Annotated in this window: 19 protein-coding genes; 2 read left to right on the top strand and 17 right to left on the bottom strand. The window is 68.7% G+C overall.

Annotation, left to right across the window (positions count from 1 at the left end):
• Positions 1 to 39 precede the first annotated feature (39 nt).
• From IE263_RS29130 to IE263_RS29120, 3 genes are all read right to left on the bottom strand, one after another.
• Entirely contained in the window at positions 40 to 1,386 is a 1,347-nt protein-coding gene (locus IE263_RS29130) for a sigma-54-dependent transcriptional regulator family protein (RefSeq protein WP_229911221.1), read from the bottom strand.
• 309 nt (positions 1,387 to 1,695) lie between these two features.
• Positions 1,696 to 2,607, bottom strand: a complete 912-nt coding sequence (locus tag IE263_RS29125) for a universal stress protein (RefSeq protein WP_189940795.1) — start codon at positions 2,605 to 2,607, stop codon at positions 1,696 to 1,698.
• Between the two features lie 248 nt (positions 2,608 to 2,855).
• On the bottom strand, positions 2,856 to 3,296 hold the full coding sequence (locus IE263_RS29120; protein ID WP_189940794.1) for a pyridoxamine 5'-phosphate oxidase family protein: 441 nt from the start codon (positions 3,294 to 3,296) through the stop codon (positions 2,856 to 2,858).
• A 371-nt stretch (positions 3,297 to 3,667) separates the two neighbouring features.
• Between IE263_RS29120 and IE263_RS29115 the strand changes: the two genes are divergently transcribed.
• Positions 3,668 to 4,060 carry an STAS domain-containing protein gene (locus IE263_RS29115; RefSeq protein ID WP_189940793.1) on the top strand — a complete coding sequence of 131 codons (393 nt, stop codon included), beginning with the start codon at positions 3,668 to 3,670 and terminating at the stop codon, positions 4,058 to 4,060.
• 63 nt (positions 4,061 to 4,123) lie between these two features.
• On the opposite strand, the gene IE263_RS29110 is transcribed toward IE263_RS29115, so the two are convergent.
• The 14 genes from IE263_RS29110 to IE263_RS29045 all read right to left on the bottom strand — a co-directional run bounded on the left by IE263_RS29110 (position 4,124) and on the right by IE263_RS29045 (position 15,947).
• A complete protein-coding gene (locus tag IE263_RS29110; protein WP_189940925.1) occupies positions 4,124 to 6,007 on the bottom strand; it encodes an ATP-binding cassette domain-containing protein in 1,884 nt (627 codons plus the stop codon).
• A 374-nt stretch (positions 6,008 to 6,381) separates the two neighbouring features.
• Positions 6,382 to 6,888, bottom strand: a complete 507-nt coding sequence (locus IE263_RS29105) for a hypothetical protein (RefSeq protein WP_189940792.1) — start codon at positions 6,886 to 6,888, stop codon at positions 6,382 to 6,384.
• The gene (locus tag IE263_RS29100) at positions 6,885 to 7,664 is read right to left on the bottom strand and encodes an aldo/keto reductase (RefSeq protein ID WP_189940791.1); all 780 of its coding nucleotides are present in this window, start codon (positions 7,662 to 7,664) and stop codon (positions 6,885 to 6,887) included. The genes IE263_RS29105 and IE263_RS29100 overlap by 4 nt, the downstream gene beginning before the upstream one ends.
• Positions 7,661 to 8,257, bottom strand: a complete 597-nt coding sequence (locus tag IE263_RS29095; RefSeq protein WP_229911220.1) for an AAA family ATPase — start codon at positions 8,255 to 8,257, stop codon at positions 7,661 to 7,663. Before IE263_RS29095 ends, IE263_RS29100 begins: the two co-directional genes overlap by 4 nt.
• A complete protein-coding gene (locus IE263_RS29090; RefSeq protein WP_189940790.1) occupies positions 8,254 to 8,862 on the bottom strand; it encodes a 3'-5' exonuclease in 609 nt (202 codons plus the stop codon). Before IE263_RS29090 ends, IE263_RS29095 begins: the two co-directional genes overlap by 4 nt.
• Positions 8,859 to 10,049, bottom strand: a complete 1,191-nt coding sequence (locus IE263_RS29085; protein WP_189940789.1) for a radical SAM protein — start codon at positions 10,047 to 10,049, stop codon at positions 8,859 to 8,861. The genes IE263_RS29090 and IE263_RS29085 overlap by 4 nt, the downstream gene beginning before the upstream one ends.
• A 25-nt stretch (positions 10,050 to 10,074) precedes the next feature.
• The gene (locus IE263_RS29080) at positions 10,075 to 11,127 is read right to left on the bottom strand and encodes a nucleoside-diphosphate kinase (protein WP_229911219.1); all 1,053 of its coding nucleotides are present in this window, start codon (positions 11,125 to 11,127) and stop codon (positions 10,075 to 10,077) included.
• The gene (locus tag IE263_RS29075) at positions 11,124 to 12,149 is read right to left on the bottom strand and encodes a thymidylate synthase (RefSeq protein ID WP_189940788.1); all 1,026 of its coding nucleotides are present in this window, start codon (positions 12,147 to 12,149) and stop codon (positions 11,124 to 11,126) included. The genes IE263_RS29080 and IE263_RS29075 overlap by 4 nt, the downstream gene beginning before the upstream one ends.
• A 120-nt stretch (positions 12,150 to 12,269) precedes the next feature.
• The gene (locus IE263_RS29070) at positions 12,270 to 12,920 is read right to left on the bottom strand and encodes a cupin domain-containing protein (protein ID WP_189940787.1); all 651 of its coding nucleotides are present in this window, start codon (positions 12,918 to 12,920) and stop codon (positions 12,270 to 12,272) included.
• Positions 12,917 to 13,177, bottom strand: a complete 261-nt coding sequence (locus IE263_RS29065) for a hypothetical protein (protein ID WP_189940786.1) — start codon at positions 13,175 to 13,177, stop codon at positions 12,917 to 12,919. Before IE263_RS29065 ends, IE263_RS29070 begins: the two co-directional genes overlap by 4 nt.
• A 379-nt stretch (positions 13,178 to 13,556) precedes the next feature.
• Positions 13,557 to 14,270, bottom strand: coding sequence for a hypothetical protein (locus IE263_RS29060; protein WP_189940785.1), 714 nt, complete (start codon positions 14,268 to 14,270; stop codon positions 13,557 to 13,559).
• A gap of 47 nt (positions 14,271 to 14,317) precedes the next feature.
• A complete protein-coding gene (locus IE263_RS29055; protein WP_189940784.1) occupies positions 14,318 to 14,716 on the bottom strand; it encodes a DUF6415 family natural product biosynthesis protein in 399 nt (132 codons plus the stop codon).
• Positions 14,716 to 15,186 (bottom strand): ATP-binding protein, encoded by a 471-nt coding sequence (locus IE263_RS29050; protein WP_229911218.1) that lies wholly within the window; start codon positions 15,184 to 15,186, stop codon positions 14,716 to 14,718. Before IE263_RS29050 ends, IE263_RS29055 begins: the two co-directional genes overlap by 1 nt.
• Entirely contained in the window at positions 15,183 to 15,947 is a 765-nt protein-coding gene (locus IE263_RS29045; protein ID WP_189940783.1) for a TauD/TfdA family dioxygenase, read from the bottom strand. The genes IE263_RS29050 and IE263_RS29045 overlap by 4 nt, the downstream gene beginning before the upstream one ends.
• 204 nt (positions 15,948 to 16,151) lie before the next feature.
• On the opposite strand from IE263_RS29045, the gene IE263_RS29040 reads away from it, so the two are divergent.
• Positions 16,152 to 16,571 (top strand): NUDIX hydrolase, encoded by a 420-nt coding sequence (locus tag IE263_RS29040; protein WP_189940782.1) that lies wholly within the window; start codon positions 16,152 to 16,154, stop codon positions 16,569 to 16,571.

The following is a 16,571-nucleotide window of genomic DNA, read 5'->3' as shown; positions in this document are numbered from 1 at the left end:
TCGTCACCTTTCGCGAGGGTTGTGGTGATGTTCTGCACGCTAGGAATGGGAAGGCTGCAATACCGCTGCATGCCGCCGGACCTGCGACGGGACAGCAACGGCGACGTCGAGTGCGCGGGCGCGGGCCGCTGCGGCGGCCCGCTGCGGGGAACCGGCCGGCAGCCCTCGGGCGAGGGCCTGCCACGCCATGACGTCGTCGGCTCCCCAGGCCGTGTTCACCCAGCGGCGCAGCAGCCGAACGTCACCGCAACCGAGAACGGCACCGCGCATCTGCTGCTCCAGCGCTCGCCGGTGCTCCACGACAACAGGCGCCTCGGAACGCGGCAGCAGCGGACCGGAGTAGAGTTCCAGCGCCTCGGCCACCCGGCCTTCGGTGAGCAGCGCAGCCACCTCCCCGAAGTCGGTGCGCACTGGCAACATCAGCCCGTACGGTCGTGATCCGAGCAGATCGGGCCCGAGAACCGCGCGCAGCCGGGTCATCTCGGCGCGCAGCGTCGAGGCGGGCACCTCCCGCTCCGACAGGTCCACCGCGAGCCGGTCCCCGGGCACGCCACGGCCCTCCAGCGCGAGCGCCACCACGATCTCGCTGTGCCGCGGGCTCAGCCGGTGGACCTCTCCGGCGACTTCCAGGAGGGCACCGTCTCGGCCCAGCGCCGCAAGTCGTATGCCGCAGCCGCAGTCGCCTCCGGCGGCAGACACGGACAACACCCGTCCGTCGGGGCCGAGCAGAGCCCTCGGAGCGAACCGTGTGCGGACCAACTCCGCCTCTGCCGCCAGCGCGGCCCCGCGCACTGCGGCCAGGGCGGGCGGCGTGGCGATGGTGCCGCCGCCGGAGAGGTCGACCACACCCAGCGCTCGGCCGGAAGCGGGGTCACGGACGGGTGCCGCGGCGCACGACCAGTCGTGCACGGCGGAGCTGTAGTGCTCGCCGGCCACGATCTGGACGGGCTGCCCCAACTCCAGCACCAGGCCCGGGGCGTTCGTCCCGGCCTGCGCCTCGGACCACACGGCCCCCTCGACGAAGTTCATCCGCTCGGCCCGGCGCACGGCCACGGGGTCGCCCTCGACCCAGAGCAGGGTCCCGTCGGCGTCGCCGACCGCGAAGACGTGACCGTCGTCCGCGGCACCGGCCCCCAGCAGCTCCCGGAACAGAGGAAGCACTGCGGCCAGCGGATGGTTGCGCCGGTACGCGGCCAGCTCTCCGGATGTCCTGCGCAGGGGCGGCAGACGGCTGCCGTCAGGACGTACGCCGCACGCCGCGCAGCGCCGCCACGAGTCGGCCACCAGGCTCCGCACCCCCGGCAGCGTCCCGGAGCCGGTCACGAACCGTTCGTGCGCAGCACGCAGTGCGGAGGCGGCGGTGGTAGGAGTGGTGGAAGCATCCATGGCACCTCCCACGTGCCTTCGTCCCGATCGGGTCGCACCAGCCTCACCCGTATGTCAGGAGGGTCTGCAGAGGCCGAACGGCCCTTGCGGCAGGGTCTCTTGGGTCCTGCCGCGAGGTCATGGCCGGGAGGCGTGGGCGCGACGGCCGCCACCGACGTTGCCGTGCGAGCAGGACTCGCGGCAGGACCCAAGGGGGCACAAGGCCGTACCCTCAGGCGACACGCCCCTCTTGGGTGACGACGCTCCTTGACGGGCGGATGCCTTCGATGGCCGAGCTCCCAGCGCCTCCGCGCCGCTGCACTCGACGTATCAGTCGTGCGGTACCACCACGACTGGTGCGGAGGCGTGGTGGAGCACCGCGTGGGCCACCGGGCCGATGTGCGGGCCCAGTGAGGCGGTGCGGTTCTTGCGGCCGACGACGACCAGCGAGGCGTTACGAGCAGCGTCCGCCAGATGCGGACCGGCTTGGCCGATCACAGCCTCCTCGGTCACCTCGACACCGGGATACTTGTCCCGCCACACGCTGAGCGTGTCGGCCAGCTTCTGCCGTGCGTGCTGGGCCAGTTCGTTCTCCCGCTGCGCATCCGGGATGTCGGCGAAGACGGCGGAAAGCCCCGGAGGATTCCAGCCGTGGACGACCCGGAGCCCTGCGGCGCGGCGGGAGGCGGCAGCGAACGCGAACTCGATGACGGCGTCGTGCGGGTCGGCGAGGTCCAGGCCGAGCACGACGTCACGGTACGGCGTGTCCCGGGATGCGGTGCCGAAGACACCCGGCATGTGCTCGTCGGCTGAACCGGCACCGGCGCGCACCAGGACGACCGGCCGCTGGGCCCGGGCCACCACGGCCAACGCCACGGAGCCGAGCAGGAATCCGGCCGTCCTGCCGAGGCCCCGCGACCCGAGCACCAGCAGTTGGGCGTCCTCCGCGGCGGCCACCAGGCCTGCCGCGGCCTGCCCGGCGACCCGGTCGGCGATGACCGGAAGGCCGGGGTGACGGTAGGCGAGGGAAGCCTCCGCTTCTCGCAGCATGTGCGTGGATCGGTCCGCGCCCGGCGGCGGTACGGCCTCACCGGCGAACGGCCGGTAGGAGTGGGGCGGCGCTTCCCCCGCGTGCACGATGCGCAAGGCCGCGTCGAGAAGCAGAGCTTCGCGGGCAGCCCAGTCGGCCGCGGCGAGGCTCTCGGGCGAGCCGTCCAGGCCGACGGTGACGGTACGGGACATGAGCTGATCTCCTTCCGGGGCGCGATCCCACTCTTTCGGGATCGACATCTCTCGCAGGAGGGCCCACCGGCCCCCGTGCGCAGCCCGATCGGCCCCGGTGACGATCCTCGTCGTCCGCCGACGCTCGGGGCAGAGGCCGGGGGAACCCTCGGCGCGCCGTACGGACCCTTATGGGCACGTGCAGTCCCGGGCCCGACACGGCGAAGAGAGCGGGAGAGGAAGGGCGACGGCAGTTCTGGTGATGCGGCTCAGGGGAGTAGGCCCACTCCGTACGTGCTGCGTCCGCCGATGAGCTCACGCCCCGTAACCAGCTCTGGCTTGATGCGGACAAAGATCTCGTCCGGCGAGGGCACCCACGAGTGTGGGCCCGTCCGGATCAGCCGCCCGTACTCGGAGGGGTCGGTCACCACCGCTGCCGAGCCGATGACGACGACGCTCCAGCCGGCGTGCTGGACCGCATCGACCTCGTCCGCCTCGAAGGCGACCACCGCGCCGTCGATCGCACGTGCCAGTTCCGAGGCCGCCGACGTGCACAGGAGCACCGCGCCGTCGCCGTCCAGGCAGAAGTTGACCGGCAGGACTGCGGGCAGGGCCTTACGCGTGTGGACGACGCGGCCGACGGGCACCTTCGCCAGCAGGCGCAGGCACTCCTGCCGTCCGAGTTCGCGGAAACCGTCGTTGGGGTACATCAGCCGGTCCCCCTTTCGCTGGTACCGCTACTGCTGGATGGATCCAGCCTCCGCCGAGCGGGAGCCGAGGGTGATGGGCCATCGGTCCCGCAGCGCTGGAGAACGGCCCCGTCACACCGTGATGCGACGCCCGGTGATGCCGACGGGATCAATGCGCACCCACAGGTCGCGCCTGGCTCTGGCCCAGGGCCTGCTGTACGCCTGTGCTGGTTGTAGGGCTCCCCTTGGGCCGATCCACCCCACCACTGGGACGGATGGGGCTGTCCAGGCCGGCCAGACCCCGCGTGATCCCCATTTGCCCCTACCGGACCAGGCCCACAGGGACCGAACGGCCCTTCCGCACGCCCCACCGCCACCGCTTTGCTCTGGCCATGTCCGGAAACCACAACAGGTCCGCGCCTCATCACACGGAACGTGTCGTCGGCGGCACGACCATCGTGGAGCTGCGCGGCGAGATCGACATCCTCACGGCACCGCAGATCTCGGCACGCCTCGACATACTGACTGCTGGTCCGCCCCGCGATCTGGTGCTCGACCTGCGTCCCGTCTCCTTCATCGACTGCGCCGGCCTGAGCCTCCTGTGCCGGGCGCGTAACCGAGTTCTCGCACAGCACGGTCGACTGCGGCTGGTCAACGACAGCACGTCCTTCCTGCGGATCCTGCGTTGCGCCGGCCTGGCCGGTGTCTTCGAGCTGTACTCGCGCCTTCCCGAGGCCCTGTTTCGTGTGCCTGAGACTGCGGTCGTCCCCGCCGGAGTCGGCTGACTGATCTCGCCGCAGACCCACGTCTGCAGCGGGATCGGCTCCTGATTACGAATGCGGGGGGCGTCACCGGTCCTGGGCCAGGACGACGAGCTCTGCGAACAAGCCTCCGGCGTTTACCAGGTCCTCGTACCTGCCCTGTTCAATGACTCGGCCTTTGTCCATGACAAGGATGCGGTCGGCGAGCCGGGTGTTCTCGAGCTGATGGGTGACAACGATCGTCATGCGCTCGGCGGCGATCCGCTTGATCTCCAGGAAGATGGCGTGCTCACCGCGGGCGTCCATCTGCGAGGCCGGCTCATCCAAGATCAGTAGAGGCGTCTGCCGGTACAACGCGCGGCCACACACGAGTCGCTGCCACTGCCCTCCGGACAGTTCGGCGCCGCCCCACAGCTCCTTGGCCAGGAGGGTGTCGAGCTGCTGGGGCAGCTTCTCGATCGCTTCACGCATTCCGACGGCGTCGACGACGTCCCACACCGACCCGTCGTCGAATGTCTTCGGCTGGCCGAGGGTGATGTTCTCGCGGGCGCGTAGCGGCCAGCACGCGAAGCCCTGTGGGACGAGCGCCGTGCGCTTCCACACGGCATCAGGATCGGCCTGGGCGAGGTCGACGCTGTCCCACAGGACGCGGCCTTTGTCGGCGAGCAGGATGCCGGTGATGAGCTTGGCCAGCGTCGACTTGCCCGAGCCGTTCTCGCCGACGATGGCCAGGATCTCGCCGCGGCGCAGCGTCAGCGATACCCCCGCTACGGCCGGTTCCTCCTTGCCGGGGTACTGGTACACGACCTCGTCGAGGCGGATCTCATCCACGCGTTCCGGGATGGTCAATTCCCCGCGCTTGGGGGCGCGTTCACCGGCCATGTCGAGGAACGAGCGCATGTCGGCCAGATAGAGGGAGGTGTGGAACATCGCGGCGCCGTGGATGACGAACTGGGAGAGCGCGGCCAGTGTGGTCTGGACGGCGACCACGGCGGTGGCCGCGACGGGCAAGGCAACCCGGCCGGTGGTTGCCAGCCAGGCGAGGGTGGCCCAGGTGCCCAGCAGGAACACCCCGCCCAGGGCACTGGTCGCCAGGACGATGCGTAGCATCCGCGGGGCGGCGGTCAAGGTGCGCTGGTCGATGCGGTCGGACAGGGCGCGGTACCAGTAGACGAGGTAGCCGGTCATGCCGTTGGCGCGGACCTCGTCGCCGTAGCGGGAGTAGGTGGCCCACCAGCGCATCATGGAGCGCACGTTGCGGTCGCCGACGTTGAGGTAGTGGGTCTCGTAGTCGACCCGCGCGGACAGTACGGCTCCGGCGCCGGTCGGGAGCACGGCCAGCAGGAGCAGAGGCAGCGTCAGCGGGTGCAGCGCCGTGATCACCCCACTCGCTGCGATCATGCGGGTCAGGGCGGACATGAACCGCTGGGCGTCCTGCACCATCATCCGGGTCCGGGTGACGCCGACTTCGGCGGCCTCCTGCCGGTCGGCGAACCCGTCCTCGCCGTACGCGGACGACTCCACGCGGCACACGGCGGCGACGAGGGCGATGTCCGCTTCGGTCATCAGCAGTGGGGTGATCCGCCCGTCGGCGTACGAGGACAGAGCGCTGCTGATGCGGCCGATGCCCGCGGCCACCGTCACCACGATCAGGGCCGGAAGCGCGGCGTGCAGGCGTTCGGACACCATGCCGGTTCCGAGGATGTGTGTCATCGCCTGAGCGGTGAACGCGAGGACGACGGCTGCCGCGGCGCCGGTGAGCAACTGGCAGACGAGGAGGAGCACGACGCCGGTCCTGTCGACGGCCCACGCCATCCGCGCGGTGTGCGCAAGCACGGAGGGAAGGCGCCGGCACATTGCCCCGAAACTGGCATCGGCCAGCGGGTTCTTGCCGTGCCTCCCCTCGAAGGTGATGGTGGCCGGGGGTGGAGGGGGCGGCGTCTCCCCGTTTTCGGTCGAGGCGTCGTTCACAGTCACCTGCGTCCCTCCTTGGGGGTTGGTGCCGCACCTGGATGGCTCGGCGGTGCACGGCATAACGACGCTGCGCCGGAATCGAACGCGCTCGATTCCGGACGCGCTGGGGTCCTTGAAACGCAAGGGGTCGAACGCGTGGGCGCTGTGTTGGGGCGATCGTCGGGCGGCGCGGATTGGCCGAATCGCCGGTGTCTGAAACGCCTGTGACGCATGAGGTTTCCGATGGGTGATCGGCCTGTGGCGACGGACAGGCGCCTCCTCCTAGGAGTTCGGAGCCTCTGACCGGCACGGGGTTGACCACGAGCCAATCTGCTAGCTGAACTTCCGGGCGCGGCCGACTGATTCGTACCTTGTTGGCCGCGCCCAGGGATCTACGGCATGAGCTCCACAGGGATTCCCGCCCGCACCACACCGTTTTCGATACAGACCGTCTCGCCCGTGGCGAGGGCTTGCAGGCCGACGAGAATCCTCAGCCGGGCTTTGGGCCATACCTCGTCGATGAACTGCAGAGTGGACATGACACGCACGTCGGCGCGGGGGTCGCGGTAGGCCAGGCCATCGACGGCCGCACGTGTCATCGGTGCGGAGGCCAGCACGTGTGTGATGACCTTCCGGCGGCGTGTCTGTACCCGGTCCACAGCGACCCGGCGGAGGAGCGGAAGGCCTTCGCGGGAGGCGAGTACCTGCTGAGCTGCCTCTTCCAGGGGGTGCCCGATGCGGACGTCACCAACGGGCAGCATGAGCATCCCGCGCAGGTCGGCGACGGCGAGGGAGTCGGCACCGACTGGCACCAAGAGCGCGACGCCTACTATCGGCGGCCGCCAGTCCTCATAGGTGAGACTGCGTTGCGCGGGTATCGCAGCAGTCGCAGGCATCAAGGCAAGTCACCTTGGGCTGCTGCCACGATCTCGGCGAGGTGGCTCGGCTGACTGGTGCTGGGGATGGGGGCGATGTGGCTGCCGTGGCCGAGGAGCCACTGCAGCGGTTTGGCTGGCCCGTTGGCGCCGGCGAGGCGGCCGGCGTCGAGCGGGCGGTAGGCCACGTACGGAATGCCGAGCTCGGCACACAGCTCTACGACATCGTCGAAGCGGTCGGTGGTGTTGAAGACGTTCTGCACCGCGGCGATGGTCAGCTCTTTGCCGACCCGGCGGACGTCGTTGGGAGTGATTTTCGACAGGCCGATGTGTCCGATCTTTCCTTCGTCCTGTAGGGCCTGCATGACGGCGATCTGGTCGTCGAGACCCACCTCGGGGTCGATGCGGTGCAGGTAGCACAGCTCCAAGCACTCGACCTTCAGACGCCGCAGGCTTGCTTCCACGCAGGCCCGCAGGTAGAAGGGATTGCCGAGCGGCTTCCACTGGTCCGGCCCGGGGCGGACCATGCCGACCTTCGTGGCGATCAGCAGGTGATCGGCGTACGGGTAGAGCGCGTCACAGATCAGGTGCTCGGCGGTGTGGGGTCCGTAGGCGTCGGCGGTGTCGATGTGGCTGATGCCGTACGTGTTCACGGCCTGGACGAGCATGCTGCGCGCTGTGTCGCGGTCCGGGGGGTCGCCCCAGGTGCCAGGGCCTGTCAGGCTCATGGTGCCGAACCCGAGCCGGGACACCGTCTTCCCGGCGATGGTGATGGTGCCTCCAGGTGGCGTGGAGGTCATACGACGGCCTCCTTCAGGCAGCTCTGCACGGCTTCTTCGACGATGTGGGCCTGGTTGTCGGGGTCGCTGGTCACCCGCAGGTGGGGGATGTCGTCGCGGTCCAGGAGCTGGTGCACGTGGTGGTCGACGAGGCGTCGGTAGCGGGGGTCGTAGTCGTGACCGGTTTCGACCGGCACACTCTCGTCGAGGACCGTCGCCAACAGCAGGTGGTACTTGGGCAGTTGGGTGGCGGCGAGTGTGAGAAGGCGCTCGCGTTCCAGCCGGGGAGCGGTGTCGCCGCGGTATTCCAGCGCGGCGTGGAAGTAGGCGATGGCGTCGTGGGCGGCCCGGTCCAGGAGGACAACTTCGGCACCCTGGGCAGCCGCGCCGATCTCGTCGGCGATGCCCTGCGTGATGATCCACTCGGTGGACTGGGCGATGTGGTGCTGCATCTTGGGCAGGCCGGCCGCTGCGGCGCGCTTGCCGAGACGGCCGGTGCGTTGCACGGTGATCCCTTGAGCGCGCAGTTCCATCTCGATGCGCCTCAGGAGCATGGTCTTGCCAGTGGAGTGGGTGCCGAGCACCCCGATACGGATGGGCTGGACGGTGGTCACCACAGGGTGGGTTCCTGTTCTGGCTCGGGGGCGCCGGGCAGGCCGGGCGGCACAGCCGCGGCAACCAACTGGTCCCAGGTCTCGTAGTGGTCAGCCATGGCGAGCAGGAGCTGCGCCGTGGCATAGGCGTCGTACGTCGCGCGGTGTCGGCCCACGCGCGGGGCCTGCGACAGGTCCGGCGCCACGTGCTCGATCAGGGCGTCGAGGGCGTACGAGGGCAAGTCCTTGTAGGTCGCCCTGGCGAGGCGAAGGGTGTCGATGACCCCGGCCGGCTCCCACTTGGGAAGGTGCCGGAGCAGCTCCCGGTAGTCGACGTGCGCGTTGTGAGCGCAGATCCAGTCCTGGCCGAGGAAGTCGTGCACCTGGTCGGCGAGTTCTGCCCAGGCCGGTTTGTCGGCGAGGACGGCGTTGGTCAGGCCGTGGATGCCGGCCGCGCGCGCCGTCACCGGCCGCTCGGGGCGGATCAGCCACGCCCCGGCCTTGGTGGTGTCCGGCTGTCCGGCGCGTACGGGCAGTGCGGCGATCTCGACGAGGTCAGGCGGGTTGGTCCCGTTGCCCTCGACGTCGACGACGAGCAGCGCGGGCCAGGAGGCGAAGTCGTTCATGGAGTGTCGGGTCCGTTCTCCGCCTCCCAGCCGATGGGGGCCCGGCCGTGCTGGCGGTACAGGTGGGGTTTGGCGCGGTCGTGGCACTGGTAGCCGAACCCGTGCTGGAGGTAGTAGCGGGGTGGCTCGTCCAGTCCCTCCACGACGATGGCACGGTCGTTGACCTCAACATCGCCAACTGCACCAAGGGCGCGCGCCTCGCGGGTGACCTCCTCCAGATCGGGCTTGACCCACGCCTTCGCACACAGGGCGATCTGTTCCGGCGGGCAGATCTCGCACAACTCCCGCACCCCGTAGTGGCCGTTGTAGTCGGCCTCCCCGTGGGCGTAGGCGACCCCGCAGCTCGTCTTGCGGAACAAGGTTCCCCATGGCGCCCCTCCGGGGAACTTCGCCGAGTCGAAGGCGTCCAGGATGCGTTGCTCCGCGTCCTCCGGCATGATCTTCCGCCGCGCCGTGCCTTCATACGGCATCGGCAGACCATGCTCTTCGTAGTAGGCGGCGATCTCCTCCCGGAAGAACAGGCCTGTGAACACCGTGGCGTGTGCGCGCAGGGAGAGTTCGCGGGCCCGCTCGATGTGCTCGGCGGAGTCGTTGAGCCCTGGCACGATCGGCCGCCAGTACAGCACTGTCTTGTACCGATCGGCATGCTCGTACAGCATGCGCAGACTGTCGGCGGCGATCGTGGAGTTCACCGGCTCGATGGCGGGGTTGTCTATGGCGGAGTGGGTGACGAGAATGGTCAGCCGCAGGTTCTCGAAGGAGTTGAGGACAGCGCAGTCCTCGGCGCTCACCCGCCACCGGGTGATGATCAGGACGTGGTTGGTCAGGCCCTGCTGATCGAGCAGCCGAAGCACCGCGAAGACGTGCGGCTTGACCTGCGGAAGCATCGGGTCGGTGGCCCGGTTCAGGAGCTGAATCGGCGTCCTGTGAGGCCGGAAGTACGGGTGATTGACGAGCTGGGCGACCGCGGCCTCGTCGCTCATCAGTCGTCGCGGGGTCTTCATGCTGAAGTTGTCGAACAGATGGCGGACGCAGTATCCGCACTCCAGCGGACAGCCGACGATGTGGTTTACCGACAGACCCGACTTGCGGTATTCGATCACGTCGGCGAGTCCGGGCTTGAGCCCGCTGATCTGAGCCGGGGGCAGGAGCGGGAGCTGGCGACGGGCCATGGTGGGCGCAGTCACAGGAGCCTCCAGGGGATGGGGATGGTTAGCGGTCGGCGTGCGTGGGCTGAAGCGGCACGCCGGTCGGGGAAGTGAGCAGCAGACGGCGGCCGGCGCCGAACCAGGTCCCGAAGTCACGGCGGGTCGCATCCGGGTCGTCCGAGGTGTGGACGAGGTTGTGCACGAGGCGCTTCTCCGCGAGGGCGGCTTCGAGGCTGTCGTTGCCGTAGTCCCTGCGGATCGTGCCGGCGGTGGCCCGGGTCGGGTCGAAGTGCCCGATGAGCTGGCGCAGCCGGGCGTGGATGCCCGGTTCGCCATACGCGAGCGCGACCGTGACCTTCTTGCCCGCGTACGCGTCATCCAGGCACGCAGGGATATCGCGGTCGGGGAAGTAGTCGGCGTCGACGAGGAGATCCCAGTAGTGGACGTGGGCCTGCCACGGCTGCACGGTGACGTCGGCTCGGAGGCGAACCGACACGCCGGCGGCGGCGATCCGCTCCAGTACGGCGTCGACCAGGCCGCGCTCCACCGCGTCCGGCTTGCACAGGATCACGGAGCAGGTGTCGAAGTCGGACTCCAGCAGCCTGCGGCCGGGTCCCCACCAGGTGCCGTATTCGCGGCGGGCGCTGGGCGGATCGTCCGACGTGTGGACAAGGTTGCGGATGAGGCGTTTCTCCGTGTTCGCCACGGCGAGGCTGTCGTCGCCGAGGTCGCCGCGGATGGTGCCGGCCACCGCCCGGGTCGGGTCGGTGTGGCCGATGAGCTGCCGCAGCTTGGCGTGGATGCCGAGTCCGCCGTGCGCCAGGGCGACGGTGACCGTCTGGTTCGCGTACGCGGCGTCGATGTAGGCGGGCAGGTCGCATAGGTTCCGGCGGCCGGTGTCGGCGAGCATGTCCCGGTAGACGACGTGCGGCTGCCACGGCTGCGCCACCACGTCCATACGGTCGGAGACGGTGATACCGGCGTCGGAGATCATCCCCAGGATTCGGTTGACCAGGCCGCGCGCTACGGCGTCCGGCTTGCACAGGACGACCGCCCAGCGTTCGAAGTCGACGCCTTCCACCACGGCGCCGCTCATGGGTTTCCCGTTCGTGCTCATCGCACGCTCCCGTCGGGGGTGATGGCGCAGACCGGCCACTTGCGGGCCATGAGCCAGCGCAGGCCCGGGTCGAGTGCGGCGAGGAGGTCGGGGTCGATGGTCGCGGTCTGGTCGTGCGCGATCTGCCGGTAGAGCTCGAACAGGACCACCGGCTGCTGCCAGTACGGTTCCAGGCCCAGGTTCCGGATGTGGTCGGCGCTGTACTGGACCTCGTTCCTGCGCAGTGCCTCTTCGTGGTCCAGGACTTCGGCGATGGTCGCCACGGTGGTGCTCTCCGGCATCTTCGGGAATGCGAAGGAGGGCACGGTGGGGCGGGAGTCGGCCTCGTCCAGGACGCGCTTGACGCGTTCAGCGTTGCGGTCGTTGACGTGGGCGGACCCGATGAAGTGCGTGTACGTCCCCGGACGGAGGCCGAGTTGGACGGCGGCGTACTCCTGGATCATCGTGAAGGAGAACACGTCGGACAGCAGGCCACAGTCGAGATCGTTCGCGCGCATGTTGCACACCATGTGCAGTTGCCCGTCCCGCAGGAGCAGGTGGAGGCCGGCGAGGCATGCGACATCGGGGTTGTCGCGGTCGCTGAGTTCGTTCGCCGCGAACACCGGCAGGTAGCCGCGTTTGCTGTCGGTCTCGTTCAGCAACAGCTCTATCACCTGGTCGAAGGGCGACTGCGTGGCGCCGTCGGCCGGACTGAACAGGGTGTGGCCATACGCGGATCCGCCGAGGTGGATGCCGTCGGCGCTGCTGGCGCGCATGGACGGGGCGTAGTAGCCGATCATCTCCAGGTCGCGGCGTCCGGCGAGGTACCAGAGCGCTTCGGCGAACTGGAACACGGGGTTCACCTTGCGCTCGGCCAGGTACGGGAGGCGCTGGCGGGGATCGGTGAGGCGGAATCCCACGCCGAGGATCTCGCTGGCCTCGTTACCGCGGGCCGCGATGTGGTGTTCGGCGTCCTCGGTGGCCAGCCGGAGAAGGGCCAGGTAGGCGCCTTCCACACTGGTGAACTCGGGGGTGGTGAGCATGGGAGCTCCAATCGAGGAGGGTGGCGTACCTGCGCGATGGCCTGGGACGGACGTCTTCCGGGCCACCGGGCAGGGGGCCCGCCCCCGGCTGTGGTTGCGCACGGGGGCGGGGGCAGGCATTCATGCGGCGCTGGGGCTGATTGCCTCGGGGCGCGGATCAATGGGCCGGTTCGTTACGGCGAAGACCAGGTGCAATGAGTGCCCTGGGGGATTAGGGGTGCTTACGTCGTGCTTCATGCCGTGCGGCAGAACCATCACGTCCCCTGCCCGCATTACGATCTCCTGCGGAGCGTCCTGGGCGGTCGGCCAGACCAGCCACCGCTTCGCGCCCGAGAAATGCACGATCAGGCCCGTCCAGGCGTCATCATGCGGGCCCAGGTTGCGATCACCCGCGAGCGATTCGTAGGCCGTGCAGACCACTTCGCGTCGCAGTAAGCCGGCCAGGTAGAGCGTCGCCAGGCGGACCCAGCTGTCGCTCCGCACGTGCAGGCTCTCGTACACCCGGGTCCTCGGCCGGTCCTGGTGGCCCTGGGTGACGTCGTCCGCGCGGTCAGCGCGGATGAAGCCGTCGCCGTCGGCTAAAGCCACCGTCTGGCCCGGTTGTCTCGCGTCCGCCAGCGGCAGTGGCCGATCAGCGAGCCACTCCGCAGTGAACACGCTCCTCTCGCATATGAGACGGTCGGGCGCGAGCAAGATCCCGTGCACAGCCGTCGCCCACAGCGGGGCGAGAATGGTGGTAGCCGTCGCGAAGGGCGAGTCCACTGTCTTCATGACTCGGCCTGCTGCTGGTTGGCCATGACGTACCAGTGATGGCCGTCCTTCACGCAGCAATCGCTTGAGCGCGCCTCCATCGCGTATGCGTTGAGGGCGTGGTCGCCGGGGTCGAGGACCTGCGTCGCGTGGAGCACGTCCGTCTTGTCCAGCTCGGACAGCCTCTGCGGCCGCAGCTCCACCACACGCCGCTCCGTGTCGACCGACTGCACGAGTACCTCGTCCGGGGCGAGGTCCAGGTCGTGAGGCGTGTGCAAGAGCCGGAAGGCTCTTCCAGCGGGGTGCCGATCCAGTAACCGGCTGATCTCGCGGAATAAGTCCGTCTGGCATTCGACCAACGTGGGATCCGTAACGGTCATCGGCTACTTCTCCATGGCGTATATGAAATGAAATGGGATGTTCGATGCGTGGCGCCCGTCCGCCAGGGGAGGGGGAGTTGGACGAGCGCCACGCCTCTGCGGGCGTCCAGCGGTCGGGCGTGGCATTGCGAAACGACTGGATGCCCGTTGTGGCCCGGCGCGGGGGAACAGTGCCTCGTGCCGTGAGGGAGCAGTCGGGTTTGCTCCCCTGCACCGGGGGTTGGTGCCTGCCCGATGACCGCAGGCCGGACGGACATCCGGGCCACCGGGCAGGGGTCTATGGGGCGCCAGCCCGGCGCTCGTCGGCTTCAGCCATGGCGTGCAGCTCATCTGGGGATACAGGCGTGACTCCGTGGAGGCTGACGACCGTGAAGTTGGCGAGCGTCCACCGAATGCGCTTGTCGCTGACGTGAACGTGCGTGAGGTCATTTGGCCGTCGTCCTGGGCTGGGCAATGGATCCAACGTCACGGGGTCGTAGACCACTCCCGCCACGCCCCACAGCGGGCTGTAGTCAACGAGCGCTGCTGCCCACCCCCGGCCAAGGGGCGGACAGTTCTCGATCGACTCGATCGCGCAGAGCGGGTGAACGGGGGGCGCGGAGGTCGTTTCCCCTTCAGCGATCGGAGTGTCGGTGCCCAGCAAGTGCAGGGTCCGCTCCTCGGCATTCGGGTCGAGAACCGGCTCTTCGCACACCTGGCACAGGCTGTACCGCATCGCCCGCTTCTGCCGGTGCGTGTTGATCCGGCGGAAGTCCGGCTCGCCGCGCCCCCGCGCGAGGCCGGAGCGTACCCATAGCGCCTCGTGACGCCGGTCGGTCACGGGGTCCTCGTCCTCGTAGCCGATACCCTCGCCGCCGCGCCCGACGATTCGGACGATCTTCGGCTGGGGAACGAACTCAGCAGTCCATGCCGTGACGTAGGGCACGTGCATGCCGTTCCGGTAGTACTGCTTCTTACCGGCCCGGGTGCCTGGATCGACCGAGGTGTTCATACGACTCGTCGTCTGTCTCATCGGTGTCGCGGCGGTGCGTACTTGCGTCACACGCCCTCATCTCCCATCAGGTCGAGGACCGCGAGAATGGCCATGGCAAACCGATTGACATGGCCCCTGGCGTTCTCGGGGTGGGGATGCTCGGTACTTACGTAGATCAGGTGCCGCATCTCCTCGACGGGGTATGGCCGCACCAGGTACGGCACGATCTCCACGAGCGTGGTGGTCGCCGTGCGGAACCGCTTCGCGATGACCGTGACGGCGGGTGGGGCGGGAAGGGCGTACTCGCCGAGTACGGCTTCCAAGTCCTCCCACATCTGCTCGTCGATGGCCTCTTGGGCGAGGGAGCGGCGAAGGGAGAAGAGGAGTGTGCCCAACGTCCCTTCGTCATTGACGGATCGGCGGCTCAGCAGCGCGGCGGCGACGTCGACCGTTACGGCAACCATCACGACCTCCCTTGCGGGATTGCGATGGAGCACCACGTCGTCGTCCCGTCGGGACTGACACCCCAACGGTCCGTCAGAGCATCGACGAGTAGCAGACCACGGCCGCTCTCGTCGTTCTGGGCGGAGTAGCGCAGCCGGGCTCGTTCCTGGCTTCCGTCGGTGACTTCGATGCGCAGTTCGTGGGCGGAGTTTGTCACCCGGAGCCCGACCGGTTTGCCCTGACCGTGCCGCACGGCGTTTGTGACCAGCTCCGAAACGGCAAGCGCGACGGTGTCGATGAGCTCTGCGAGGTCCCAGATCTGAAGGTGGGTTGTCGTGATCCGTCGCATCTGCCCGGCGCGAGAGTCGGAGGGCAAGAAGACCACCTCGAAGCCACACACGACCGCCTGCTCTGTGGCCGAGGTGAACGGTGTAACGGCCACGGCCGGCGCCATGGTCCCGGTGACTGTCATGGTCTGCTCCGTCGTCATCCCGCCTCCGACAGCACGGGCGGAGGCGTTGACGTGGGGGCGGGTACGAACCCCCGCGGCATGGGGAACCGGGGATGCCCAAGGGCGCGCCAGAAGAGCCGATCGCCGGTGAAGGCACGTCGTGCATGCAGCCAGCGTTCGTTGTCCAGCAGGTAGCCCTGGCCGGGGGCCAGGGGGATACGCGCCTGATGACGTATGGCTGCGGCCCGCAATTGCGGGAGGTAGGGCTGAACGATCGGGTTCCAGCGCGCCAGCCCGTCGAACCGCAGACGAACGGACACCCTCAGATCGTCGTGCACGGTGAACACCTGTGTGGCGTGGCCGTCGCCGGCGCCGAAGAACGCGGTGCGGGGTTGTGCCAGCGCAACTCCGGCGTCCCTTTCACGAGTGAAAAGGTCGGAATGCACGGACTGCCCGTCGGTGAGCAGGCATTCCCCACCGGTCACGGCAGCTTGCCCGCACACAAGGAGCATCAGACGGGGCGGGTTGGGTGTGCCGGAGCGTTCAGTGTGCGGTTCGAGGGGGCCGTTGCCGAAGCCAGCAAAGCCCGCCCGATGCGCGTCGCGTCGGGTGTCCCGGATGGTGGTGAGGCCGTCCGGGTCACTGTCGCGGTGCGGCACCAGATTCATGATCCGGGTGGCAAAGGCGAGCACGGCAGTGCGCGAGGCGAGACCGTCGACGGTGACGAGGCCGGTGTCCCGTAGCCGCCCCGCGATCTTCTCTTCCGCTCCCGGTACGGTGAGGTCGACACGGTTGCGCACGAAGACGTCGGCGTACGGCTGTTGGACTCGGCGCATCACGGATCTCCTTCGCGGCCATGTGGTGCTTCCACTGTTCGGCGCTGCTGGGGTGGGGGTAAAGCGACAGATTGTCGACTCGGGCAATTCGCCCACGCCCAACTGGCGGCACGGGCCGCGTGCTACGTTCCGACCACCCCCGGCCGTACGTGCAATCCGAGGAGAGCGATGGCGTACACGCCCCCCACCTGGCCCGTCTCCGTCAAGGGCGTGGCCGTGGACAGCCGCCGACGCGTACTGCTGCTGAAGAACGAGCGCGAGGAATGGGAGCTGCCCGGAGGCCGACTCGAACCCTCCGATGGCACGCCGGAGTTGGCAGTGGAGAGGGAGATCGAGGAGGAGACCGGCTGGGCGGTCAAGGCCGGTCCTCTGCTGGACGTGTGGATCTACCAGCCCCTGCCTGTGACCATGCCGGACCGGCGAGTCGTGATCGTCACCTACGGCTGCAGCGTCCTCACCCCGGACAAGATCCCCGTGGTGAGTCACGAGCACAAGCAGCTCGGCATGTTCACCGCCGACGAAGTGCCCGGCCTGACCATGCCAGACGGATACAAGCAGTCCATCGCCGCCTGGTACGCACGGATGTGA

This window comes from Streptomyces aurantiogriseus (assembly GCF_014649375.1).
GTDB lineage: Bacteria > Actinomycetota > Actinomycetes > Streptomycetales > Streptomycetaceae > Streptomyces > Streptomyces aurantiogriseus.
Note: the sequence above shows the minus strand (reverse complement) of the source record. Positions and strands in the feature narration are given on the sequence as shown.